At 60.1% G+C, this 25,054-nt stretch carries 19 protein-coding genes, 1 tRNA gene and 2 pseudogenes; 10 read left to right on the plus strand and 12 right to left on the minus strand.

Annotation, left to right across the window (positions count from 1 at the left end; all coding sequences use genetic code 11):
- Window positions 1-21 precede the first annotated feature (21 nt).
- The 6 genes from gyrB to rpsT form a co-directional block, all read right to left on the minus strand.
- Window positions 22-2,463: a DNA topoisomerase (ATP-hydrolyzing) subunit B gene (gene gyrB, locus AC1RT6_RS14565; RefSeq protein ID WP_079445281.1), complete on the minus strand. Its 2,442-nt coding sequence runs from the start codon at window positions 2,461-2,463 to the stop codon at window positions 22-24.
- Window positions 2,464-2,806: 343 nt separating this feature from the next.
- Window positions 2,807-4,957 (minus strand): hypothetical protein, encoded by a 2,151-nt coding sequence (locus AC1RT6_RS14570; protein WP_079445306.1) that lies wholly within the window; start codon window positions 4,955-4,957, stop codon window positions 2,807-2,809.
- Between the two features lie 194 nt (window positions 4,958-5,151).
- The gene (recF, locus tag AC1RT6_RS14575) at window positions 5,152-6,303 is read right to left on the minus strand and encodes a DNA replication/repair protein RecF (protein WP_079445282.1); all 1,152 of its coding nucleotides are present in this window, start codon (window positions 6,301-6,303) and stop codon (window positions 5,152-5,154) included.
- Window positions 6,304-6,470: 167 nt separating this feature from the next.
- Complete coding sequence (dnaN, locus tag AC1RT6_RS14580) at window positions 6,471-7,589, minus strand: DNA polymerase III subunit beta (RefSeq protein WP_079445283.1); 1,119 nt, start codon at window positions 7,587-7,589, stop codon at window positions 6,471-6,473.
- Window positions 7,590-7,791: 202 nt separating this feature from the next.
- The gene (gene dnaA / locus AC1RT6_RS14585; protein WP_244553370.1) at window positions 7,792-9,219 is read right to left on the minus strand and encodes a chromosomal replication initiator protein DnaA; all 1,428 of its coding nucleotides are present in this window, start codon (window positions 9,217-9,219) and stop codon (window positions 7,792-7,794) included.
- Window positions 9,220-10,579: 1,360 nt separating this feature from the next.
- Entirely contained in the window at window positions 10,580-10,846 is a 267-nt protein-coding gene (rpsT, locus tag AC1RT6_RS14590) for a 30S ribosomal protein S20 (RefSeq protein WP_079445307.1), read from the minus strand.
- Between the two features lie 352 nt (window positions 10,847-11,198).
- Between rpsT and AC1RT6_RS14595 the strand changes: the two genes are divergently transcribed.
- Entirely contained in the window at window positions 11,199-11,513 is a 315-nt protein-coding gene (locus tag AC1RT6_RS14595) for a hypothetical protein (protein ID WP_079445286.1), read from the plus strand.
- A 171-nt stretch (window positions 11,514-11,684) separates the two neighbouring features.
- Window positions 11,685-12,342 (plus strand): annotated as a pseudogene (locus AC1RT6_RS14600) (polysaccharide biosynthesis/export family protein).
- A gap of 132 nt (window positions 12,343-12,474) precedes the next feature.
- Here AC1RT6_RS14600 and AC1RT6_RS14605 read toward each other — a convergent pair.
- On the minus strand, window positions 12,475-12,852 hold the full coding sequence (locus tag AC1RT6_RS14605) for a hypothetical protein (RefSeq protein ID WP_079448232.1): 378 nt from the start codon (window positions 12,850-12,852) through the stop codon (window positions 12,475-12,477).
- A gap of 255 nt (window positions 12,853-13,107) precedes the next feature.
- Between AC1RT6_RS14605 and AC1RT6_RS14610 the strand changes: the two genes are divergently transcribed.
- Window positions 13,108-14,199, plus strand: a complete 1,092-nt coding sequence (locus AC1RT6_RS14610; protein ID WP_079448219.1) for an HD domain-containing phosphohydrolase — start codon at window positions 13,108-13,110, stop codon at window positions 14,197-14,199.
- A gap of 138 nt (window positions 14,200-14,337) precedes the next feature.
- Window positions 14,338-14,414: transfer RNA gene (locus AC1RT6_RS14615), tRNA-Arg, on the plus strand.
- Between the two features lie 281 nt (window positions 14,415-14,695).
- Here the strand turns inward: AC1RT6_RS14615 and AC1RT6_RS14620 are convergent.
- From AC1RT6_RS14620 to AC1RT6_RS14630, 3 genes and pseudogenes are all read right to left on the minus strand, one after another.
- Window positions 14,696-15,859 carry a T6SS phospholipase effector Tle1-like catalytic domain-containing protein gene (locus AC1RT6_RS14620; RefSeq protein WP_079448218.1) on the minus strand — a complete coding sequence of 388 codons (1,164 nt, stop codon included), beginning with the start codon at window positions 15,857-15,859 and terminating at the stop codon, window positions 14,696-14,698.
- A 32-nt stretch (window positions 15,860-15,891) separates the two neighbouring features.
- On the minus strand, window positions 15,892-16,974 hold the full coding sequence (locus tag AC1RT6_RS14625) for an endonuclease/exonuclease/phosphatase family protein (RefSeq protein ID WP_139372940.1): 1,083 nt from the start codon (window positions 16,972-16,974) through the stop codon (window positions 15,892-15,894).
- A 56-nt stretch (window positions 16,975-17,030) separates the two neighbouring features.
- A pseudogene (locus tag AC1RT6_RS14630) lies at window positions 17,031-17,123 on the minus strand (pyocin activator PrtN family protein); the annotation flags it as partial.
- A 503-nt stretch (window positions 17,124-17,626) separates the two neighbouring features.
- Between AC1RT6_RS14630 and AC1RT6_RS14635 the strand changes: the two are divergent.
- From AC1RT6_RS14635 to AC1RT6_RS14660, 6 genes are all read left to right on the plus strand, one after another.
- A complete protein-coding gene (locus AC1RT6_RS14635; protein WP_472791032.1) occupies window positions 17,627-18,133 on the plus strand; it encodes an RNA polymerase sigma factor in 507 nt (168 codons plus the stop codon).
- A 92-nt stretch (window positions 18,134-18,225) separates the two neighbouring features.
- On the plus strand, window positions 18,226-19,179 hold the full coding sequence (locus tag AC1RT6_RS14640) for a FecR family protein (RefSeq protein ID WP_472791031.1): 954 nt from the start codon (window positions 18,226-18,228) through the stop codon (window positions 19,177-19,179).
- Between the two features lie 233 nt (window positions 19,180-19,412).
- Window positions 19,413-21,845: a TonB-dependent siderophore receptor gene (locus tag AC1RT6_RS14645; RefSeq protein ID WP_493029511.1), complete on the plus strand. Its 2,433-nt coding sequence runs from the start codon at window positions 19,413-19,415 to the stop codon at window positions 21,843-21,845.
- A gap of 301 nt (window positions 21,846-22,146) precedes the next feature.
- Complete coding sequence (locus AC1RT6_RS14650) at window positions 22,147-22,443, plus strand: hypothetical protein (RefSeq protein ID WP_472791029.1); 297 nt, start codon at window positions 22,147-22,149, stop codon at window positions 22,441-22,443.
- A gap of 1 nt (window position 22,444) precedes the next feature.
- Window positions 22,445-24,013 (plus strand): PepSY-associated TM helix domain-containing protein, encoded by a 1,569-nt coding sequence (locus AC1RT6_RS14655; RefSeq protein ID WP_472791028.1) that lies wholly within the window; start codon window positions 22,445-22,447, stop codon window positions 24,011-24,013.
- 4 nt (window positions 24,014-24,017) lie between these two features.
- Window positions 24,018-24,368 carry a DUF3325 family protein gene (locus AC1RT6_RS14660; RefSeq protein ID WP_472791027.1) on the plus strand — a complete coding sequence of 117 codons (351 nt, stop codon included), beginning with the start codon at window positions 24,018-24,020 and terminating at the stop codon, window positions 24,366-24,368.
- 140 nt (window positions 24,369-24,508) lie between these two features.
- Here the strand turns inward: AC1RT6_RS14660 and AC1RT6_RS14665 are convergent, their stop codons facing one another.
- Together AC1RT6_RS14665 and AC1RT6_RS14670 are read right to left on the minus strand one after the other, a co-directional pair.
- The gene (locus tag AC1RT6_RS14665) at window positions 24,509-24,766 is read right to left on the minus strand and encodes a hypothetical protein (RefSeq protein ID WP_493029512.1); all 258 of its coding nucleotides are present in this window, start codon (window positions 24,764-24,766) and stop codon (window positions 24,509-24,511) included.
- 21 nt (window positions 24,767-24,787) lie between these two features.
- Window positions 24,788-25,054 (minus strand): hypothetical protein (locus tag AC1RT6_RS14670; protein ID WP_493029513.1); only part of this gene is annotated, 267 nt, incomplete at its 5' end.

Here is a 25,054-nt window from a genome sequence, read left to right on the forward strand (position 1 = left end):
GCCTTTTGAGACGCCGCAGATTCATACGTCCACATTGGCGCTGAGCGAGTTGTCCTGGATGAACTCGCGACGCGGTTCAACCACATCGCCCATCAGCTTGGTGAAGATGTCGTCGGCCTCGTCGACCTCCTTGATCTTCACCTGCAGCAGGGTACGCTCGCCGGTGTCGAGCGTGGTTTCCCAGAGCTGGTCCGGGTTCATCTCGCCGAGGCCTTTGTAGCGTTGCAGCGCCACGCCCTTGCGCCCTGAGTCGGTCACCGCCTCGAACAGACTGACCGGACCATGGATCGCGGTTTCCGTATCTTTTCGGCGCAAGAGGCCGGGCCGCGGATAGGCGTCCTGCAGCTTCGCGGCGTATTCATCCAGCTTGCGCGCATCGGCCGAGCCAAGCAGCGCGTCGTCAATGATGGCGACGTCCTTGACGCCGCGCACGGTGCGCTCGAAGAAAAAGCCCTGACCTTCCGCAAAGCGGCCGATCCACCCGCGTTCGACTTCGTCGGCGAGCGCGTCCAGCCGCTTCGCGATGTAATCGGCGGCGGCGTTGGCAGTGGCCAGATTTTCGGTGATCCTCGGATTCATCACGCCGGCGATAGCCGCCTGCTCGATCACCTCGCGGTTGTAACGGCTATGCAGATTCTGCAGCACGTTCCGGATCACGCGGGCGTCCTCCACCAGCGCCAGCAGATCGCGTCCGCCGCGGTTTTCGCCGGTGGCGAGCTTGAACACGCAGTCGTCGAGGCCAGTCTCGATCAGATAGTCCTCCAGCGCCCGCTCGTCCTTCAGGTACTGCTCGGACTTGCCGCGGGTCACCTTGTAGAGTGGCGGCTGTGCGATATAGAGATGGCCGGCCTCGATCAGCGCCGGCATCTGGCGGAAGAAGAAGGTCAACAGCAGCGTGCGAATATGCGCGCCGTCGACGTCGGCGTCGGTCATCACGATGATCTTGTGATAGCGCAGCTTCGCGAGATCGAAATCCTCGCGGCCGATGCCGGTGCCGAGCGCGGTGATCAGCGTGCCGATCTGCTCCGACGACAGCATCTTGTCGAAGCGCGCGCGTTCGACGTTCAGGATCTTGCCGCGCAACGGCAGGACGGCCTGGAATTCGCGGTTGCGTCCCTGCTTGGCGCTGCCGCCGGCCGAGTCGCCCTCGACGATGAACAGTTCCGACTTCGCCGGGTCGCGTTCCTGGCAGTCGGCGAGCTTGCCGGGGAGCGAGGCGACGTCGAGCGCACCCTTACGCCGCGTCAGTTCGCGCGCTTTGCGCGCGGCCTCGCGGGCGGCAGCGGCCTCGACAACCTTGCCGACAATGAGCTTCGCCTCGGTGGGATGTTCCTCGAACCAGGCGGCGAGCGCCTCATTGATGACGTTCTCGACCACGGGCCGTACTTCCGACGACACCAGTTTGTCCTTGGTCTGTGACGAGAATTTCGGGTCCGGCACTTTCACCGAAAGCACTGCGGTGAGGCCCTCGCGGCAGTCGTCGCCGGTCAGCGCGATTCTCTCCTTCTTGGCCATGGCTTCGGCATAGCCGTTGACCTGCCGCGTCAGCGCGCCGCGGAATCCGGCCAGATGGGTGCCGCCGTCGCGCTGCGGAATGTTATTGGTGAAGCACAGGACATTCTCGTGGTAGCTGTCGTTCCACCACAACGCCGCCTCGACATTGATGCCGTTCATGTCGGCGCGGATCATGATCGGATCCGGTACCATCGCTTTCTTGTTGCGGTCGAGATATTTGACAAACTCGGTGACGCCGCCGTCGTACATCATCTGCTCGCGCTTCTCGACGGCGTGTCGCATGTCCGAGAGCAGGATGTTGACGCCCGAGTTCAGAAACGCGAGTTCGCGCAGGCGATGCTCCAGCGTGGCGAAATCATATTCGACGCTGGTGAAAGTCTCGGTCGATGCGAGAAAGGTAACTTCGGTGCCGCGCTTGCCGCCGGCGTCGCCGACGACTTTCAACGGCGCCAGCGCATCGCCATGGGCGAATTCGATCAAGTGTTCCTTGTCCTTGCGCCAGATGCGCAGGATCAGCTTGCTGGAGAGCGCGTTGACCACAGAGACGCCGACGCCGTGCAATCCACCGGAGACCTTGTAGGAATTCTGATCGAATTTTCCGCCGGCGTGCAGTTGCGTCATGATGACTTCAGCCGCGGAAACGCCTTCACCCTTGTGAATGTCGACGGGAATGCCGCGACCGTCGTCGCGTACGGTCACCGAATTGTCGGCGTTGAGGATGACCTCGACGGCGGTGGCATGTCCTCCCAGCGCTTCGTCGATGGCGTTGTCGACCACTTCATAGACCATATGGTGCAGACCGGAGCCGTCATCGGTATCGCCGATATACATGCCCGGCCGCTTGCGCACGGCGTCGAGGCCCTTGAGAACCCTGATCGATTCCGCGCCATATTCGATTGGCGTGCCAGATTCGGTATCGGCAATTTGCTGCCGGGCAGGTTCGATCATGAAAGGCCTTCAGAAGGTGTCCCGAGAAGTATGCGGTACATGCGGCTGAGAAGTCTATTTCTGGCATGAAAGCGGCACCGCGCCTAGCGCAAAGTGACCCGCTGCAAGTTATTGAATAGATGTGATTTTTATCCGGTTTTTCAAGGACGGAAAAAGGCGATTCGCGGGGCCCTTAAAACGGCGATTCGCGACTCTGAAAACAGCCGCCCGGCCGCATTCCGATTGCGGCGGATAATAACCCGCTCAACCGCATCAGGAGCGGATCCGATACATCGGGGCTGATGGTCGCCGAGGAGCAGGTCAGTTGGCTGGTTTGAACCTCGGCGTAGACATGCGCGTGACATCAGTAAGCCTGCAGCGCCAGCACACCGCCATCGGGCCCGAGCATCAGGCCCCAGGCATCGTCGGCGCCGAGCTCAATCTGGCCCGACTTGGCGGGGTGTCCGGCCACTTTCGTTGTGTACTTGTATTTGGCAGGCGGCAGATCGAGCGCAGGATGCTGAGATGATTGCGGACCGCCTGCGCCTGCCGCCAGCTTGATGGTCTGCTTGTCGATGGTGATGGTGGCGTCCGATTGTCCCATGTTGCCCAGCATCAGCCTCGCCTGACCCGGCTTCGGCAGCACTTCTCCCTTGGCGGCGGCGGCCGGAATCTTCTGCGCGAGGTTGACTGTGGTCTCGGCGTTCTGGCGGCCGAGCTTCAGCATAGCTGGGCCGTCGGGAGAGGTGAATGCCAGTTGGACGCGATCCGGTTGGGTGATCGCGCGATCCGGCAATTCCTTCCATCCGCGCTTGCCCAGTTCGTCGCGATAGAAGGCAAGCACGGAAGCCAGATCGGCCGGAATGCTGGCCTCGAGCTCCTGGCGGAACGGTGCATCGCTGCCCGGCAGCTTGCCCGTTGAGAGGGAACTCAAGGTATGTTCCTTCGGGACCGGCAACGCGGAATCCGGCTCCGCTTCGAGCGGCTTTGGAGCTGCTTTCGCAGCCGATTGACCATCCGCGGCAGCGCCGGAGCCGGCATCTGCCATCTCGAGACCCGAACCGTTCGCGCTGACATTGGTTTTAGGACCCATCTGCATGACGGTGATCGAAATCTCCTTGCCGCCCTTGGAGAACTGCATCGCGGCCATGTTGGGATTGTTGATGACCGACGGCTGCGCCTTCCAGCCGAGCGGCTTCAGGGCGCTGCGATAAAAACCTGCAAGCGCTTTCACGCTCGATTGTGATTCGAACTCGAGTTTGCCGTCCGAGCCATCGAACTCGACATTCTCCGCGCCTTCCGGCAGCGGGATTGGCGTGGCCTTGCCGAACTGCGCATGCAAGGGAGCATCCGACAGCTTCGCGGATTGTTGCGCGCGATGAGCACTGTCGGCTGCGATCAGCTCCGTCGCCATCGACATCGCGTCCTTCATGAAATCGTCGTCGGCCTGCTTTTTCGCGCGCGCCCGGGCGGCCAGTGCGGCCGGCGTCACCTGCATGACGAAGCTGACGAGGGTCAGATCATGTTTGTGGCCGAGCTTGAGCGTGCCCGTCTCTTCAGGGGAGGTGAAATTGAGCGACACCTCGTCTGGTGTGATGATCGCTCCCTTGGCCTCTTCCTTCCAGTTACGCGCGGACAGTTCGCGACGATAGAAGGCGAGCACGGTAGGCATCTCGGCGGTCACCGTGGCGTGCGCCTCCCGGTGATCCGACGTCGCGTTGCCGGTGGTTCCGGCGTTTATGATATGGTCCGGTCGCGGTAGGCCGTCCATATCGGGACCCGCTTGGAGATCCTGCGGCAGGGCAAATGGCGCGATCCTGATGTCGACAGCGGCTTTGTCGTCATCGAGTCGCCGTAACGACACCATGATCGGTAACTGCCTGTCACGATCGTCACGCCTGAAATAGGCGCGCGCACCATTGTCGATCTTGTCGTCGATTGCGGCATTCGGCCAGCGCGTCTTGGCGTCGTCGGCGGATAACGCCGTCCACCCGGTTGCGGTGAGTTCGCGATTGAAGAAATCAAGATTCGCGTCGGTGTTGCCGGGGGCTGTGCAGCTGAAGTAAGGCCTGCGCTCATCGTAGACGATATCCGTTGCTCCCGGTGGAAACGGAATGTCGGCGTAGATCCGGTTGGCGCTGTAATGGACCGCGGATCGGTCCGGGCGGCCGAGAGCCTGTGTGAAGGATACCGACAGGCCATGGACGCCCTTCTTGAACAGCAGACCGGTCGCCGTCTCCTCGAGTGGCCGCACATATTGCATCCAGCCAGTGTCGGTCATCAAAGTCTTCACCGACTGAACTGTGGAAGGCACCACGCCCTGCACCGTGTAGACCACGCGGTCGGTTTGCGAGTCCGTGGTTTCCTGCGCGTCCGGAAGGCGCGGCAACTGGTTGACCTCGACCATGCCGCTCTCCGCCATCGCTACTGACGCGCCGGCAATCCACGCCAGCCAGAATGCAGCCAGAACGTATCGACGTGCCGGCGCGTGAGGTCGGCATTTCGGTGCGGGCATGATTGATCTCTCCGGAAAACACCAAAAGGGGCGGGCGGCAAGTGCGCCGGTCAGGATGTCGTACAAAGCCTGGAGCATGGTCCCGAAAAATGAGAACCGATTTTCGGATAGGATCATCCCGTTCAAAAGGACGAGCATTGAGTCTGATTCAACGCCGTTGAACAAACTCTAGTCGTGCAGGATGAACCTTTGGTTCAAAGCGATGCCGGTGCCCGGCGGGCGATCCGTCCCGAGTCGACGTCGAAAATCTCGCTGCCGGCGCCGACGTTGGCGAACGCGGCCGGGTCGGCTCCACTCATCCAGACCTGGGCGCCAAGACCTTTGAGTTCGCCGAACAGCGCGCTGCGGCGGTCAGGATCGAGGTGCGCCACCACCTCGTCGAGCAGCAGCAGCGGTGTGATCCCCGTCATCTCGGCCACGAGACCCGCATGGGCCAGCACGAGCCCGATCAAAAGCGCTTTCTGCTCGCCGGTGGAGGCGTCCTTCGCCGGCATGTTCTTGGGCGCATAGATCACTTCGAGGTCGATGAGGTGCGGGCCATCGAGCGTGCGGCCGGCGGCGGCATCGCGGGCACGGCTCGCGCGCAGGATTTCGCGGTAGCGATCCTCCACCGTCGTTGCGGGTTCGGTGAGCAGCGCGTTTTCCATCCAGCCGCCGATGCCGATTCTTGCCGAAGGGAATGAGGAGGCTCCGCCGCGCGCCTCCAATGCTGCGGAAAGGCGTGTCACGGTTTGTGCGCGCATCGCTGCCACCGCAACGGCAAGCTCTGCGGTTTCACGTTCGACGGCGCTGCACCAGAGATCGTCGTAGTTGCGCATCTCGAGCAGGCGGTTGCGCGAGCGTAGACTGCGCTCCAGCGCCGCGACGCGGCCGGAATGATCGTTGTCGATCGCCAGCACCAGGCGGTCGAGGAAGCGTCGCCGTTCCGATGCCGCACCAGCGAACAAGCCGTCCATCGAAGGCGTCAGCCACACCATGCGCAGGTGGTCGCCGAAAGCGGCTGCCGATGCGACGGGCTCGCGATCGATCCGGTAGCGCCGGGCGCTTGGTGCGGCTTCATCATTCGGCGCGTCGATGCCGGTGCCGAGCGTCGCAAGACCGAGCGCGCCCTGCACCTCGGCCGACACCGCCCAGGAGCCGTCGTCCGTGTTGTCAGCGATGTCTTCGCGCGTGGCACGCCGCAATCCGCGTCCCGGCGACAGGAGCGATACGGCCTCAAGGCAATTGGTCTTGCCGGCGCCGTTTGGCCCGACCAGCACGACCATCTCGCTATGCGTCTCGAACGTCGCGGCGCGGTAGTTGCGGAAGCGGGTGAGGCTCAAACGGCGAATGCGGGAGGAGATCATGGGCAACGATTATCACATCCCCGGTCATCATCCGCGAAGGCACGATGATCCGGTCGTCCATAAGGTGCGATGCGGGCAATGGATGTTCCAACGGAATACTGTATGCCCGCCTTCGTGGGCGTGACTTTGATGTTGGTTCGTTGTCGCCGGGTGCGGCTAAAGGGCCATCACACCCGCATCGGCATCAGCACGTAGAGCGCGCCCTTGGAATCCCTGTCCTGCACCAGCGTTGGTGACCCGGGGTCGGCGAGCTTCAGCACCGCAGCTTCGCCTTCGATTTGCGCGGCGATATCCAGGAGATAGCGTGAATTGAATCCGATATCGAGTGCGTCGGAGGCGTATTCGACCTCGAGTTCCTCGGTGGCGCTGCCGGAATCGGGGTTGGTCACGGACAGAACCAGCTTGCCCGCTGATAACGCCAGCTTCACGGCGCGGCCGCGCTCACTGGAAATCGTCGAGACGCGATCGACCGCGGCCTCGAAGTCCTTTTTGTCGACGACCAGTTCCTTATCGTTGTTCTGCGGGATCACTCGGCCGTAGTCCGGGAAGGTGCCGTCGATCAGCTTGGAGGTCAGCACGACGTGGCCGATGGTGAAGCGGATCTTGCCCTGCGACAATTCGATCCCGATCTCGGCCTCGCTGTCCTCGATCAACCGCTGCACCTCGCCGACAGTCTTGCGCGGGATGATGACGCCGGGCATTCCCTCAGCACCCTTGGGCAGCGCGAGATCGAGTTGTGCCAGGCGGTGACCGTCGGTCGCAACGCCGCGCAGCGTCGCGCTCTTTGCGCTGCCCGCGCCGTGCAGGTAGATGCCGTTGAGATAGTAACGGGTCTCTTCGGTCGAGATCGCGAATTGGGTACGATCGATCAGCCGTTTCAGGTCCGCTGCAGCCAGCGAAAAGGCATGCGTCATGTCGCCAGCCGCGAGGTCCGGGAAATCGTTCTCCGGCAGCGTCTGCAGGGTGAAGCGAGAGCGTCCGGCGCGGATGGTTAAAACCGAGCGGTCGCCGTCGCCTTCCAGCACGATTTGCGCACCGTCGGGCAGCTTGCGGACGATGTCGTAGAACATGTGCGCCGGAACCGTGGTCGAGCCGCCGGTTCCGGTTTCCGCTACCAGCGTTTCCGTCACCTCCAGATCGAGATCGGTGGCCTTCAGCGACAACTTGGCGGTTTCGGCGCGAACCAGCACGTTTCCCAAGATCGGGATCGTATTCCGCCGTTCGACCACGCGATGCACGTGGCTAAGCGATTTCAGCAGTTGCGCGCGTTCGACGGTGACCTTCATTGCAAATCCGTCCGATCAAATTCCCGTCATGTGCTGAAAATGCCGCGGGACCGCGGCACGTAAACCCCGAGTTCAACGCCGATTTCGCTTAAATTCGGCGGGACCGCAAGGTGGCGCGGAAGCCCGTCCGGCGCAAGCCTGCGGTTCGCTCCGGTCCGGCCTTTTCCCGATATTTTGGCAGAAAGTTCTCGCTGCGCCGCGCCTATTCCTGAAGCTGGCGTTTCAGCAATTCGACTTCGTCGGAGAGCGTCACGTCTTTCGACACCAGCGCCTCGATCTTGCGGACGGCGTGCAGCACGGTGGTATGATCTCGCCCCCCGAACCGGCGGCCGATCTCGGGCAGGGAACGCAGCGTCAGCGTTTTGGCGAGATACATTGCGACCTGCCGCGGCCGCACCACATTGGCGGTGCGGCGCGAAGACAGAAGGTCCGAGCGGCTGACATTGTACTGCCGCGCGACGACCCGCTGGATGTCCTCGATCTTGATGCGCCTCGGTTCTTGGGGGCGGACCAGGTCACGGACCTCGCGCTCGGCCATTTCGAGAGTGACCGGCTGGGCGTTGAGCTTGCTGTGCGCCAGAAGCCGGTTGATCGCCCCCTCGAGGTCGCGCCCGTTGTGCGTGATCGTTTTCGCCAGATAATCCAAAACTTGCTCAGGCACGTCGAAACTGGCGTGATGCGTGCGCGCAGCTTCAACGCGCGATTTCAAAATGCCAAGCCGAAGCTCCTCGCCGAGCGAACCCATTTCGACCACGAGCCCACCGGCGAGCCGGGATCGTACGCGATCGTCGAGGCTTTCCAGGTCGGACGGCGGCCGGTCGGCTGCAATGACGACCTGGCGGCCCGCATCGATGAGCGCATTCAACGTGTGGCAGAATTCGGCCTGTGTCGATTTGCCTTGCAGGAACTGCAAGTCGTCGATGACGAGAACGTCGATGCCGCGGAGTGCTTCCTTGAAAGCAAGCGCTGTCTGCGTCTTGAGAGCGGCGACGAAGCCATACATGAACTTCTCCGCCGTCAGGTAGAGCACTCTGCGCTCGGTGCCCGCATTGCCCGCCCACGTGACGGCTTGCAGCAGATGGGTTTTGCCGAGACCGACGCCGGCGTGGATGTAAAGCGGATTGAACATCACGCTGTCGCCGCGCCGGCCTTCCGCCACTTGACGCGCCGCCGCATGGGCCAGCGTATTGGAGCGTCCGGTGACGAAACTTTGAAACGTCAGCCTCGGGTCGAGGGGCGAACCGCCGAGGGCGTCGTGGTTGGCGGACGCCGGCGCGGTCGCAACCGTTTTCAGCTCATTGCCGTTCCGGCCCTCACTGCGTTCGAGACGGTGCACATCGGTTGCGGGCGCTTCCCTGACCGGTGCTGCGCAGCGCATGGCCGAGCGCACGGTAAGATCAATCCGGTGAACGTCCGGCAGTTCGGCCTGCCAGCAGGCCAGCACACGCTCGGCGTAATGCGCCTGGATCCAGCTTTTCAGGAACCGCGTCGGCACCGACAGACGGACACTCTCGGCATGGACGCTCTCCAAATCCATTCTCGCGAACCAGCTCGAATAGATGTCCTCTCCAACGGTCGAGCGCAATCGACCCTTCACACGCGACCAGCGCTCCTGTTCTGTGTCTGACATTTCTCGTGACGACTTTTCTGGTTTGATGATGTTCGGATGCGGCTGCTTCTCCGGAAGGCCACGCATTCGCTGTGATCCTTCGGAGCGCTTCGTTTCGGCCATGAACAATCGTTCGGCAAAGCACCGCGAGCGATTTAGATGGCTGAAAACGGAACGAAAGCGATGTCAGTAGCGGCTAGAGGGTCCGCCCGAAGATTGACTGAGCGCGCGCAAAAATGTCGTCGTGTTCGTGAAAACGTCCGTAAGATAATCCCATGAATGAAATCTGGTGGTGTTGTTTTTGTTTGACATAAACCCCCTCCTCGCTGCGACGGACCGCGCCGAGACATTTTCTCACATCAATTTCAAATTCAGTCTGCGAAACCCGACGCCATATTGTCGGATCGCTACGCGCGCACTCTAACTCACCAAGTCAACTCGCCCGCTCCCCGTGGCGGAGATGCGGCATGGCCTAAGCGTATTCCCTCGCTGGCAAACGCTTGACGTAAACGTCTCAGTCGAGAAATTTCGGCACAGAACATCCGTTCTCATGTTGCTATGAGTTGCCATTCGCCATCACATGGAAAGCGTCACTAACGTGAATACCGCCGCCGATATGCACGTCCACCCAGGGCTCTCTTAAACAGCACTATCTGAAGAGCCGCGAGTGTCGCGAACGCTCAGAGAAATACACCACGCCTCAATTCTCGCAACGTCTTTCGCGTCGCGGCTGCGTCGCGCAAATCGAATGAGGACACGGGACCTGCTCCACCTCCAGCGCGTCCAATCAGCAACGGTTTGAATCTGCGCGCGGATTCGATCTCCTTCGTGAGGTGTTACAAATCCGCCGCGTTGTCTAAAATATTTTAAGAAAGGATGAAGCGGGGCGAAGCGCGAGGTCGTTTTGGAAGTGTTCTGTCACACTATGGAGATAAGTGATTAGCTCGGCGCATTTTTTTCTGGCTGTTTTTGCGGGTAACCCGCGTCAGCCAAGCGCTCATTTGGGCTGTCTTTTGAGCCCTTGCGGAGTTTCCGGTTATATCAGGATGGAAATATCGAAATGGGAGTCGTGCGAAAGCGTCGACTCTGAATGAGAGTAGGCCGCCGAACTCAACCGGATGGCTATTGTGATGGGTCCAATCGACCAGATCGTGGTGTTTGTCGTCGTGCCTCGTATTCGCATCGTGGAACGTGAGCGAATCGAACGGCCGTGGCAATGGATGCCTGATGTCGTCGCAAGGCGATGCTGCGTAACGTGTTGAAGTGTTCTTTCTCCACTTGATCTGGTGAATAAAAGATTCTGGCACGTCCGCGCAAAAAAAGGGCCTGGCGATTGGCCAGGCCCTTTGAGATATTCTGACGAATAACGTCTTCGATCAGTTCATTTTGCAAGCTTGGCGATTCGATGCGTCAGCCGGGACACCTTGCGGCTCGCATTGTTCTTATGAATGATGTTTTGCTGGCCAGCCCGCATCAATTCCGGCTCTGCGCGCTTCATCGCCTGGACCGCGGCGTCGCGATCGCCCTTCGCGATCGCTTCCTCGACGATCCGGACCGAGCCGCGCATCAGGGTGCGCCGCGACCTGTTGATGGCGGTCCGGCGGGCAATCTTGCGTGTCGCTTTCTTGGCGGATGTCGTATTGGCCATGGTCTCGAAGTATCCTTCGGCAGTGCTCTCGCGAGAGGCCAGCCAGTGGCCGGTCATTCGATTGCGCGGATGAGCCTGAATGTGTTTTCCGGTGTTCTCGAAAATGCCGTCCTCAAAACTTGCGAGGGGCCTTTTTCAAAGAACAGCGGCGGCAGGATCACCCCACCGCCATCAGCGGTCTTATAGAGCCCCTGTTTTCAAGCGTCAACGCCTGCCGGCAGGTCCGGCGTCCGGGTGGGTGGGCAAAGAAGGGTCTTCGCAAGGACTCGAAAGAGACGCTGGCGAGGTTGAATTTCGTGCCTTTGAGGACTAAGGGGCGAGCTGCAACTGCGGACAAGGAGCTGGTACGGGCATGATCCGGGCGATTTTTCGTTTCATCGGGTTGCTGCTGCTGGCCGGCGGCTTCATTTTTCTGGTTTATGATGGCGCTCGGTCAATCGCCGATCAGACCCTGCGGTTGACCAAACTCGGCGAATTCTGGAACGATATTCATCAAGCCAGCCAGCAAGCGGTTCGTACTCAGATCGAAGCCTCGGCACCCTGGATGTGGGATCTCGTCAAGCTGGTTTTGAATCAGCCCGCCTTCGCAGTGCTCGGGGGTGTGGGCATTCTTCTGATGCTGCTGTTCCGGCCACGACCGCCCTTGATCGGCTACTCACGGGAATAATCGCCGGACATCGGTGCCAATCTCGCCACAAAGAAGAGGTTACCTTCTGTTAACCATAGCGGGTGCAGAACCGGGTGATCTCGTGACAAGGGACAGGCCCCGGTGCGGCTCTCGCGCGCGTTTCCAATATCTTTGGTTGCTGCGCTAACCGCGCTGGCTTTGTCAGGATGCATGCGGCAGCCGACGGCGATGGTCCGTCCGCACAACGCTCTCGATGCGCTGGCCTATGGAGGACGGATGGCGTTTGCGCCGCCGCCGGCCGCCCCTCGCCGTGGCCTATGGAACACGCCGGGTCTGTGGGAAACGCCAGCTATCGCCGCTACGCCCGTTGTCTTCGCTGCCGCGCCGCCGCCGGTTGTGCACGATCCCGCGTACCGGCTCGATGCCGGCGACCGGCTGCGCATCGTGGTCTACGGCCAGGAGGGTCTCACCAACACCTATCTGGTCGGTGCCGGCGGCAGCATCACCATGCCGCTGATCGGCGCCGTCACCGCGCGCGGCCGCACGCCGGCTGAACTGTCCGCCGCCATCGCCGCACGGCTGCGCAACGGCTACATCCGCCAGCCTTACGTCGCCGCCGAGGTCGAGGCCTACCGGCCGTTCTTCATTCTCGGCGAGGTGGCGGCTCCCGGCCAGTATCCGTTCGTGCCGAATATGACGGTCGAAAGCGCCGTCGCCATCGCCGGCGGCTTTTCCCCCCGCGCCAGACGCGACCTCGTCATCGTCACCCACACCGATGCCCGCGGCGTCGTCCGCATCAGCGTCCCCCCCCCCCGCTACGCCGCTCAGCCCCGGCGACACCGTCCTCGTCGACGAACGCTGGTTCTGAGGCGCCGTTCTTACTCCTGAGATGTCCGGCGAAGAAGGCGAGGCGCGCACGCCGACCAGATCGATGGGCCGCGACATCTGACCTTACGGCGGGATGCAAGCCAATTGCTATTCCTCTCGACGATAGCCGCAGTTATCGCCACATCCAGTTATGGCCCCAATCGCCCTTCCAGCCCACGAGACGTCCTCTGCGGAACTGCAAATAGAGTCTATGCTTTTGGTTGAAGAAGCCGCTGGCGCTGAAGTTTCGGAGCGCTAGAAATACTTCGTCGCCGGGAGGGCCTTCAATGTAGTTCAGTGACCCGCCGAGTGCATATGCGGCAGTTATTTCATCCATACCGATAGCCAACGGGATGTTGTTTGAAAGCGTTGCCGTGAATGGCGGGGAAGATGTCGGCCCCACGACCGTCGGCTGCGCGTGTCCCGGAGCGGTCCAGGCCGTTAAAAATGCAACAAGGCATGTCGACCCGAAGACCCATCTCGACCCAAAGACCAATGTCCGCTGTTTCATGATGCCGCCTAGCTGGCACAAAAGAATGGAAATCATCAGAAATTCGCGACTCGCAATTCGCGAAAAGCTTTGATGCTGGGTTCTAACACATTCGCGCTTTGTCTCCACGCGTGTTGGCAGGATCAGTGATCATTCTCACCGGTCCGTTGAATTCCTGGCGAGCAACTTACGCAGCGTTAACACTACCCTTTAATCTTCGCGAATCTACTTATCGTCTAAAGTGACGAAGCGTTGGGCTGACACCAATGAGGACCGATGACGCTCACAACCGGATCGCGCACAAGGCGCCGCCTGCTTCTGGCGTCCGACCGGACCGACCGCAGCAGCGATTTGTGGGCCATTCTGCAATGCGCAGCCGACGTTGATACCACATTGACTTCCGGGATTCCGGACAGGCCGGACGGTCGATTTTCGGGCATCGTCGTCGATATCAATCTGCGTTCCCCCGAAAGCGTGCTGCAGGTACGCAGCAAGCTGTGCGCCGAGGTCTATCGATCGATGCCGCGGCTGTTCGTTCTTGCAGATGCCCTTCATCACGAATCGATGCAGGCGTGGGCGCTCGGCGCCACCGATACCATCTCGCGCCCGTTGGATGCGCAAGTCGTTCTACAGCGTGTCCGTGCCGCATTTCCGGACGACAACGATAGTGGCGCGGCGGCGAACGCCAACGTTCTGAATCGCGGTATTGCCGCAGCTCATGCCGTGCTGGTGAAGATCTTCGAGAATCTTCCAGCCGGCGTTCCGCTCTCATTCAGCGATGTCATGGAGGCGGAGCAAGAGATTTTGATGGCGATCAAGCTCTCCTCGTTGCGTGACTGGTTAGCCACCGTGGGCCGCCACCATACTCATACCTACCGTCACTGTCTGTTTGTCACAGGCTTCGCCGCCGCTTTCGCGCAGCAGCTCGGAATGCGCGAGGAAGATCAGCGCCGGCTTGCTCGCGCCGCCTTGCTCCATGATGTGGGCAAGGCCTTCATTCCCGTCGCGATTCTCGACAAGCCAGGTAAGCTCGACAACGAGGAGAAGAATGAAATTCGCCGGCATGCGCGCCTTGGCTACGAAGCCTTGCTGAGGCAGGGCGGCTTTCCGTCCGAGATGCTCGACGTTGTTCTGCACCATCATGAGATGCTTGATGGCTCGGGCTATCCGGATGGCCTGCGTGGCGATCAGATTAGCGACATCGTGCGCCTCACCACGATCGTGGACATTCATGCCGCGCTGGTCGAGAAGCGGGCCTATCGCCTTCCTTTCACGCACGCCAAATCCTTTGCGACCATGGAAGAAATGGGCGGCAAGATCGATCAGCATTTGCTGCAGGCGTTTCGTCCGGTGGCGCTAGGTTGTTGACCTGTCGCGCCGGGGCGCGTGCCCATCATCCGGACAGTCTCCATATCCGGGCAGTCTCCGAGCAGCCACGGTGATTTTCGAAGGACGGCGCGTCTGGGCGTTGCCCGCCTCGCGTCAATCGGCTAAATGGAATGCCTCGCACCCGTAGCTCAGCTGGATAGAGCGTTGCCCTCCGAAGGCAAAGGTCACACGTTCGAATCGTGTCGGGTGCGCCAGTTTCCCCAAATATAATCAAATAATTACGTGAAGTCATCTCACGGACGGTCAAGAACGAGATTGGAGTTGCAACCACATTGCAACCACGATGCTCACTGACCATTTCTGCGGCGCCCGTGTTGCTCCTGGTCCGAAGCACCCATGACGTTGACGGTCTCTGCGAGGTGTCGCGCTTCATCGGCCTGAGTGGCGTGAGATCCTGCGAAGCGGCGTTAGCAACGTACAAAGCGCGCAACGTCATCGTTCAGGATAAGGTCATGGGTTGCCGCGTCGGCCAACATCATGGCTCGATGTCAAATTCGCCCGGAAAGTTGACGGGCGCATAGTCAGGCGTCTGCGCCTTGCGATTGACAACGGACTGGTGAATGCGAGGTTTGATGGACGGATCGGCTAAAACTCTTGGCTCCCCATCGGGAATGTAGAACCCGAGAAGTTCGCGACGCTCCCATTCCTTCCACTTCGCCGATTTCGGCAGCCACTCCAGTATTTTCCAGGCTGATGTCAGCGAATCGTGCAGAGGCCCTTGCGCATCAGGCGCGACATAGGTGTTTCGCCCACCCTCGCGTGGCCGGCCGAGCACGAGGTGGTTTTTCATCGCGGTATTGATCTTCAACCCGTGGGTGACCGCTTCATCGATCATCCACGCCAACGGGAATTTGGAGAGGCCGCTTTCCGTCTCGGGGTAGCCGCCGCCAACGTCGGCATGGACGCCTGCGAACCAGACCTGCTTGATGTCCTGGGCCTGAGGCGACGCTGATGAATCGAAACGATTGGCGACGAACGGTTGCGGCGCGGTCCAGCGGTTGAGGCGGAACATGCGCCGGCGTTCGTCGATCGCCATCGCGTGGCGGAAGACCTCGACGCTCGGATTGACGCGAGTGTAGGGCAGCATCAGCAACGTCGGGATGATCCGGTCGCGACGTGGCACCAGCACCGAGGCGACCGTATCCCATGCACCAATGAACTTAATGGTGGCGCGGCGGCCGCCGGCGATCTGGCTAAAATTCCAGGCGATGCTGAGATCGTTCTCCTCGCTGGCGCGCTTATAGGCCGTCAGCGCGTAGTCCGCGATATTGAGCTGATCAGGCGGCAACAACCCGACCATGTGGATGAAGCCCGCCAGCGCGCGCACGGTGTAGGCGCCGCGGCTGAAGCCGAACAGAAAGATGGAATCGTCCTTCTCGTACTGCTGGGCGATAAACCGATAAGCGCCAAGGATATCGCCGTCGAGGCCATAGCCGGTGGCGAGACCGAACACTGCCTTGGTGTTCTGCTTCAGCCGCATCCAGGCGTCGCGACTGCCGATCGTGCCAATTCCAGGGTTGTAGTAGACGCGCTGATGCTCGTTCTTCTGAGCGATGCGAAACAGTTTGAGGACATTGGAAAGGTTGCCTTCGACCTCGTTGCCGGTGCCATCGCAGCAGATGACGATGTTCTTGCTCACGCGTACGACTCCTGGCCGGAAGACATGACCGGTCAGCTGTCGGATGTCGGCCCGGCCTCGGGGCGCGGACCCGACTCAGGAGCGAATGTCGCCAGGGGCGTCGCGCCGGCTTTCAAGCTGGTGAGATAGGACTCCGTGAAATCCATCTTGAACTCGGTCCACAGCGGCAGATGGTCCGACATTTGCCATGTGCGCCAAGTTCTATAGGCTTTGTTGTCCGTCTTCGCGTCCTTGCCGGTCTTGGTCTTGGTCGGCATTAAGGGTTTGTAGGCCTCATAGTCTGCTTCGTCGCGAAACACATAGTCCTGCCAGCGGAAGCAGCCGGCGTTCCTGATCTCGACCAGCTTGTTCTGCGTGCGCAACGCGATCTGATCGTAATAATTCGCGCTCGCCAGCGCGGTCGGCTTGCGCAGCTCGGCCGGCACCTCGAAGCCGCCGCCGAGCAGCGCGTTCATGGTCGGGTCGTCAGGATTGAGGATGTTGAAGTCGCCGAGGAGGATGTAGGTCTCGCCATCCTTCTTCTGTCGCGCGGTGAAGAACGATGCGATATCGGCGATCTCGCGTTTGCGCTGCGCGGTGTCCTGTGCTGTGCCGTAATAGATATGCACGGTGCAGATGTTGAACTTGAACCAGCCGGCCTGGAAGGCGACAAGGAATGGCGTGCGGTTGAACTGAGCAACCTCCTTGCCCTTCTTCGCCGGCAGCACGATCTCGCCGGCGACATGACGAAACCGGATTTTGCGGGTGTCGAAAACGAAGGCGAGCCGCTCCATGTTTCCGCTCTGGTCGGTGACGATATAGTCCCAATGCGGACCGAGCAGCTTCATGACCTTCTGGAAGTCGGTCATGTTCTCGTTGACCTCCTGCACCGCGACCAGATCGAAGGCGGAAATCACCTCAGCGATGTAGAGCAGAGACTCCGGCAGGCGTGGCGACGGGTTTAGCCGGCTGCCGCCGAAGTCTCGGATATTCCAGGTCGCGAGGTGAAAGGAATCCTGCTTGTTGTTGGGTGTTACGTTCTTAGCGAGACCTGTGCGCAACGCTAGCAAGCGGTCAATGGTACGGTCCCTTGTTCCGACATCCTTCCAGAACCGCAGCCCCGAGTATTGGACCATGACCATCCCCTTCGCTCAGTAGGCCGAAAACAATATGCTCGGCTGTGGAAGTACGATACCTTTCTGACGAGCTTCTCTGGCGTGAGGTGTCTGAGATAATCCCGGCACACAAGCTCTACCGGAATGACAGCTCGGCCAACATACTGCGCATGTCCAAACGCACCTCGTGCATCACGTCAACATGGTCTCGCGGTCGACAGGACACAGGATTCCTTCGGAGCCCGAGCGGGTCAATCGGAAACGGAGCGCAGATGGCTGGATCACAGCACATCACGCCCTGACCGCCTCGTCTCACGCGATCCATGCGCGGCGGCTGAAGCTTTATTTGTTTGTTACGCTCGTTTGCACCGCGGCTCGCGCAGACTTTGCTGGCCAATCGTCGCAAAGAACGCGACGGACCGTCGCTGCAATGCAGCACCCCCGAAATAATCGTGATTTCAATGCGATGGAAAGACGGACTACTCCAGCCAGTTTTTCTGATTCCCCCGATTAAATCCATTCTAAATTATTGTGTTTGTGAAGGAAATTGAGGCGCGCTAAGGAAATTCATATTAGTCCATCGTGCATCTGCGGTGAGTCGCGGTAGGTGGTTTGACCGGATAACGATTGCCTGCAAACGAAATTCGCCGCGTGATGGTTAGGAGAGCCCGACATGTTCGGGGCGTTAGTGCAGCAATTGCAGCGTTCGGAGGAGCGTAGGCTCCGGCGCTTCTTTATGCGCCGGTTTCGCAACGCCACCGAGGCATCCGACGCGACGCAGGAGACTTTTCTGCGCATGCTTGATACGCCGCCGAAGACGATTATCGAGAATCCGCAGGCCTATCTGTTCCAGATCGCGAAGTCAGTCGCCCGGGTCACGTCAGCCCGCTTTGCCGCCGATGCTGAGCTGTTCTTGCCTGCGATCGTAGGCGAGAATCAGGCGACGGATGCTCCGGATCAGGAACGGGTCGTCATCGGTCGCCAAAGCCTGATTCGGCTGGCAAAAGCGATCGAGAAACTGCCGAACCGCTGCCAGGAAGTCTTTATCCTGAGCCGCTTGCATGGCATGTCGAACGGCGAGATCGCCGACCGGCTCGGAGTTTCGCGCAACATGGTCGAGAAGCACATCATCAAGGCCTTGATCCACTGCCGGAAAGTGCGCTCCGAGATTTATTTCTAAAAAGACGTCAGGTAGTACCCTTGCTTTCGACTCTAATAAAGTAGCGGCGGCCGTCGGCCGATGCCGGTCGAGGATGGACTGCTGGGGCGGGTATGCCGGACAGGGTTTCGCAGAACATCGAGGGTCGGATTGAAGAAGAAGCGGCGCGCTGGGTTGCGCGTCTGCAATCCGCCGACGCGACCGATCAGGATCGGCAAAAGTTCCAACTCTGGCTGGATCGCGATGCCGCACATCAGGCGGCTTATGACGAATTCAAGAATCTTTGGGCCGACCTCAAGGATGTGCCGATCCCGTCGGACCGCCTGAAGAAGCTGCGGATGTCACGGCGTGCAGCGACATCCAGCATCGTGTCGATTGGCATTATCGCGATTCTGTCAGTCACGCTCTACCGCATGGGATTCGTCGATCACATGCGGGCAGACTATTACACGGTTGTCGGCGAAGTGCGCAGCGTCACGCTTGCCGATGGCTCTCGCGTCGACCTGAACACGGACTCGGCGATCATCGTTCGCTATTCGCAAGGCGAACGCAAAATTCAGCTCTTGCGAGGTGAGGCGTTCTTTAACGTCGCGCGCAACCCTGAGCGACCGTTTACGGTTGATGACTCCTCTCTGAAGGCGACGGCGCTGGGTACGCAATACAGTGTGAGTGCGGCGTCGGATGACTCTCTCGGCGCCGTGCGGGTCGAACACGGACGCGTGGAAGTCACGAGCCGCCAAGACCAGGTCGTGCTGGAGGCCGGCGACGCCGCAAATCTCACGGCCAAAGGTGCCTTCGCGGTGACAAAAGCCGACGTTGCGAATGAGACAGCGTGGCGAACCGGAAAGCTCGTATTTTCCAGCCAGCCACTCCACGAGGTCTTGGCTACCCTCGAGCGCTATCGTCGCGGGCGCATCGTAGTCTTGGACAACGCAGCCGCGGACCAGCAGGTCTCGGGCATTTTCGACTTGAAGGATACAGACCAGGCGCTCCGGGTGCTGGAGGAAAGCTTGCCCGTGAGTGTCACCCATCTAACTGGTCTGATGGTTGTTGTCCGCTCTCGTTGAAGCTTTTTAGATAGAAGCGATGCGCCGAAAGCGCAGTGAACGGAACATCGCTCAAAATTTATTTCTGAGTCGACGTCAGGAGGCACCCCCGGTTTTGACTCTTAGTCAGTAGGAGGGTGCGCGCACGACGCTGCCCCACCGGCATTTGACCAACAGGGGCAAACATGACGTTTGAAAGTGGACGGGGCAAGATAGGCGGCAGAATAGCAGCGGCTGCGTTGGCCGGAGTTTCGTTGCTTGCGCTCAACACGGCGCTTCATGCGCAGCCAGCCAATGTGCAGCCCGTGACCGCTCAACCTGCCGGCGCGGTAAACGTTTCGGTTCCGGCGGGCTCACTCGAAAGCGGCCTTCTCAGCCTTGGGCGTCAAACGAATCTTCGGATGCTCTATCCAAGCAATCTGACCGCAGGCAAGCGCACGGCAGGTGCGAACGGACAAATGAGCCCGCAACAGGCGGTAACGCAATTGCTCGCCGGAACAGGCTTGCGTGCATCCTTCACTGGCCGGAACACAGTGCAAGTTTTCGATCCCTCAATGCCTGTAGCTAGCGGCGCGGTACCGGCCGGCGCGATCGCCCTTGACACCATTGACGTGCAGGGAGGGGCAAATCCCAACTCCACGATGACGGTGCCTCCGGTCTACGCTGGAGGTCAGGTCGCAAGTGGAGGACGGGTTGGGCTTCTTGGAAATCGCAGCATATTTGATATCCCATTCTCGCAAACCAATTACACCGAACAGTTGATGCGCGATCAGCAGGTTCGGAGCATCTATGATGTCTTTGAAAACAATCCCGCCATTCGGGCCCAGGCGTCGCCTTACAATTTTCAGCAGTCCGCATCAGTGCGCGGCTTCGCCTTAAGCTCTAGAGACTATGCGTTTGACGGACTCTATGGTCTACTCAACCCTCGTCGTCCTCAGCTTGAGGGTATTGAGCGCGTTGAGGTTTTAAGCGGACCGGCTACTTTCCTCTATGGCTTTCCGCCGAGCGGTAGTGCGGGTTTCGTCAATCTTATCCCGAAGCGAGCCACAGACAACCCAATAGCGCGCATCACCGCGAATTACCTTTCGCGAGGGAACGGCGGGCTCGCTTTCGACGTCGGACAACGATACGGAGACCAAAAGGAGTTTGGTGTTCGCGTCAACGGGACGGGTAGCGCGGGTCAAACACCCATCGACAAGAATGAACTTGCGATCGGTTCGCTCACAGCAGGTTTAGATTACAGAGGCCAGGATTTTCGAGCGAGCCTGGATGCAGGCATCAGCCATCAGGCCATTAAAGCGCCTGTGACTCCCGTGAATCTTGGAGCCAACAACTTTCCGCTTGGACCCGCGCCAAGGCTTACGCGCAACTTTCAGCAGCCTTGGGAAGATGTCAAATTCGATCACCGTTTCGTTCTTGGTCGAGCAGAATACGATATTTCGAATGACTGGACCCTGTTCGGAGCTTATGGTGCGGCTTATCAAGACCAGAGGTATATTTCGACCAATAGCACCTTGAGGAATACGGCAGGTGACCTAACCCAGACCACCTTTCCATATCTAGCAAGCGATCTATTCCAGTCCGGGGAGGTCGGGGTTCGCGGTAAGGTCTGGACCGGCCCTGTCAAACATAGCATTTCGCTTGTCTACACTGGCTATCGCAACGACGGCCAATCCGGGAATTCATCTAATGAGGTTTTTGCCAACAACATTTACGCGCCGGTAAACTTCCCGGCCCCGGACCGGGCAGCGCAATTCGCGGCGGTGCGGCGATCGAAATATAATACACTACTCACGGGCATCGCGTTGATTGATACGATGTCTGTCGCCGACGATCGCGTGCAGTTTTCGATCGGCGGCCGCCGACAGCATCTGGAAACCAATTCCTACGACGTCAACGGGCTTTTGACACCCGGCGATAACCAGGATGCGAACACGCCCATGCTGGCATTGTTGTTCAAGCCCTGGCAGCCTCTCACGCTTTACATGAGTTATGCCGAAGGATTTGGATTGGGGCCACGGGCTCCACTGGGAGCCGCAAACAGCGGATTTTTTCTAGGACCTCAGCGAACGAAGCAGATGGAGACCGGAGCCAAGGTAGACTTCGGACGTTTCGGGGCAACGCTGGCGTTTTACCGTATTTCCCAACCCTCTGCATTCCTGGATCCCGGGACCAACACCTTTGGATATAACGGCGAGCAGAGGAATGATGGCATCGACTTCACGATGTTCGGTTCGCCGGTCGAGAATGTGCGTTTGCTAGGTGGTGTGACATTCCTTGATGGGCGGCTGACAAAGACATTAGGCAACGTGAACGTTGGGAACAAAGCACCCGGCGTTTCGGATGTTCAACTTAGCGTCGGCGCTGAATACGATGTGCCATGGATCCCAGATTTCACCGTAACGGGTCGCGTGGTTCACGTGTCAGATAATTACCTTGATCGCGCCAACTTTCAACGAGTGGGCGGTTGGGAGCGGCTGGATTTGGGCGCACGTTATAAGTTCCGCGCATGGGACCGTGACATGGTCGCTCGGCTCAATGTCGATAACGTCACCGCTAGAAACTACTGGTACGCCAGCCCGTTTGGTCAGCTGACTCTCGGCGTTCCTCAAACCTTCCGTCTGTCCCTGAGCGCAGACTTGCTGCCGTCGCCGACCACGCCAGTCGCGCCGATGTACCAGAAATAGTTGGATAGGCGGGGATGTAGCCTTCTTTGCCGCTCTGCATCGAAGACCGACGCCGCAGTACAAAGGAGTTCGGAGCGACGTGAGTACAAGACGCATCGCTTCGGCGCTTCCCTCATCTGGCAGCAACCATCGCGGGCGCAGGTAGTATCGCAATAGATAGCCAGGGAGCGAGATCATTGAACAAGGCTTCAAAATACACTTTTGCGGTATCCTGGAACAACAAGTGTACTTTCCTCCTCTCCGCGACGTTTGATTTCTGATGGCGGGGGCGACAACGAATCCTCGAGCAGCGGGGTCCCCGGTGGGGAAGGCATCAACGCGCGCGCGGATCAATGTCATCGCGCGCGTCGTGCTCGTGGTGTTGGGCGGCTATGCAACCGCAGCCGGAATCGTCGCCGTGCTCTCCGCAACATTGCCGTTCACCGGTCTGCCGCGCATCGATAGCGTTGTCCTCGCGTCCATGCTCGGCTTCGTGATCTATCTCGTGTTGCTGCTGTGGGGCTTTGCTGAGCGGCGCTTAGTTCGGCTCGCTGCCGTCCAGGCGTTTCTCGCCGCTGGCGGGTTCGGCTTGGCGTCGCTCATCGGCGCGGGAGGCTGAGATGGAGCCGACCTTCCGGCAATCGATGGACTGGCTGCATACCTGGGCCGGCGTGGTGCTCGGCGGCGTTCTCTTCGCCATCTTCTGGATGGGAACGCTCGCGGTTTTCGATAAGGAAATCGACCGCTGGATGATGCCGATAACGCGGCTCGCTCCCCCTGAAACACCGATCTCCCTCGATGTCCTACGTCCCTCGCTCGACGCCGCGTCGGCGGCGAAGGCTCCATTCTGGTACGTCGTCCGGCCAACTGACCGGCAACCGGCCACTACCGTCGCATACAAGGATAACACCACGCTCGTTCGGCGCTATCTCGATCCCGTTACCAAGATCGCGCTGCCTGATCCGGGCACATTGGCCGGCACGGGTTTCCTGTACCCGTTCCATTATATGCTGCATATCCGCTTTGCTCAGATGGGCTCCTGGTTGGTGGGCTTGGCCGGCATGGCGATGCTCGCCCTTTGTGTTTCGGGCGTCGTCATTCACCGCAAGATCTTCGCCGATTTCTTCACATTCCGGCCTGAAAAACAGTCACGGCGAGCGCTCCTCGATTTGCACAATGTTACCGGTGTGATTGGCTTGCCGTTCCACATCGTCATCACTCTTTCCGGCCTCATTATTTTCTATTCGTTTTACATCCCGAGCGGATGGCGAACGATCTACAAGGATCAGCAGGCGTTCAATGCCGACGCTTTCGGCACCTATAGCCGCGAGAGGAGCAATCAACCGAGCAGTTTCCTTGCATCGCTGGATGCGATGGCCGTTGAAGTGGAGCGGTTATGGAGCGGCGATACACCGACAGCGATTGCCGTGTATCATCCCGGTGATGCCGCTGCTTACGTCGCTGTCAGGCGTCCCTACGATACTCGGGTCACCGCTGTCGGCGACGTCGCTTATTTTGACGCGGCCACAGGAACGCTCCTTCATGAATGGAGCGCGCACCGCCCGGTGACGACGGCGCAACGTTTTATCGCCGGCTTGCATCTGGTTCAGTTTCGTCACTGGACCTTGCGATGGATTTATTTTACTCTCGGGCTATCGGGCTGCGTGATGATCGCCACCGGCTTTCTGTTCTGGCTGGAATCTCGCCGCAAAAAACACGCGCAACTCGGCCTCCCGGGCGTCCGCATCGTCGAGGGCCTGACGATCGGCAGCACCGCCGGCATCGTCATCAGCACGCTCGCCTTTTTCGTCACCAATCGTCTGCTGCCGCTCGAGACGACGTTTGCGGGATATGAGCGCGCTGCACTTGAGATATGGGCTTTCTACCTCGTCTGGCTCGCCACCTTCAGCCATGCCTGGTTGCGGCCCGGGCGGGCGTGGGTTGAGCAATGTTGGACAATGGCTGCTTTCGCCTCCGCCGCCGTTGCGCTCAACTGGATCACGACGGGCGACCATCTCGTCCGTAGTTTAACCCATCGCCAACTTTGGTCCATCGCTGGCATGGACCTGATGCTTCTTGTGGCGGCAGTCATTGCCGTGCTGACCGCGCGCAAGCTGCAACGTCGTGCTGCCGTTGCGTCGGCAGGCGCTGCTAGCGTCCGCAGTGCCGAGCTTCATCCTGCGGAGTAGCGCGATGAGCAGCGTTCTGTCGTTCGTCATACTGATTCTTGTCCTGCTTCTCGGCTTTGCCCTGCTCGCGCTTAGCCAGGATCGGAACTGGCGGCTGGTCGCCGTGGCGGCGCCGCCGCTGTCGCGCTCACGCAAGATCGCGCTTCGCATTGCGGGCTATGCGCTGCTCGCACTCGGTCTGTCGCTTGCGCTATGGCGCGACGGTCCGGGGTTCGGATCATTGATGTGGGGAACGCTTATCTCGCTCGCGGCCTGCGCGATAACGATGGTCCTGAGTTGGCGAGCGCATTGGATGACGCCGCTGGCATCTGTCATTCGAGCAACTGCATCACACCATAGCGCGAAGCAGAGGTGATGCGTTTAGTCGAGAGTGCGTGGCTTCTGACGGGCACCTCTGAATTCATGCCGGCGGTTTTGGCCGCAAGGCTCGATCCGATGATGGCATCGGTAAGTCAGTAGAAGGAGCGGGAACGATGACGCGACGAACAGCCAAGATCATTTACCGGATGCTTGCGGCGCTTCTGCTGGCGTTTGGACCTGTTGGCGTGGTGCGGGCGCAGCAGCAGGGGGAGCATCCGGCTGCGGCTGCGGCGGGATCTGGGCCGTCGGCGCATCCCGCACCCCAGTCATCAACGCGGTCGGCGTTACCCACGCAGCCATCATCGCCAGTGCCCGCGTCTTCCCAAGCAGCGTCACCACAAGCATCGACGCCGGCGCAGCCGTCCGCGCAGCCATTGTCCGCATCGCCGACATCGGATGCCTCTTCCGCGACGCCTACATCGGGCGGGTCGACGAGTTCTCCTCCGTCGCCCTCTGATCCGTCTGCCGCGTCGTCGTCATCCCAGCCGCCCGCGTCATCTCCTTCGCCTCTACCGGGTGATACCGCCACTCCGTCGCCGTCCGCGTCGACGGCCTCTCCCGATGCTGCGTCTGCCGCTGCATCGTCTGACGCGGCCGCGCCGTCGGATCAATCAGCTGCGCCGGCTGCCGCGCCAGCATCGGATGCCTCGTCCTCCACGCTTCCGCAAGACCTGTCGCCGT

Source organism: Nitrobacter sp. MLSD-S21, from assembly GCF_058809865.1.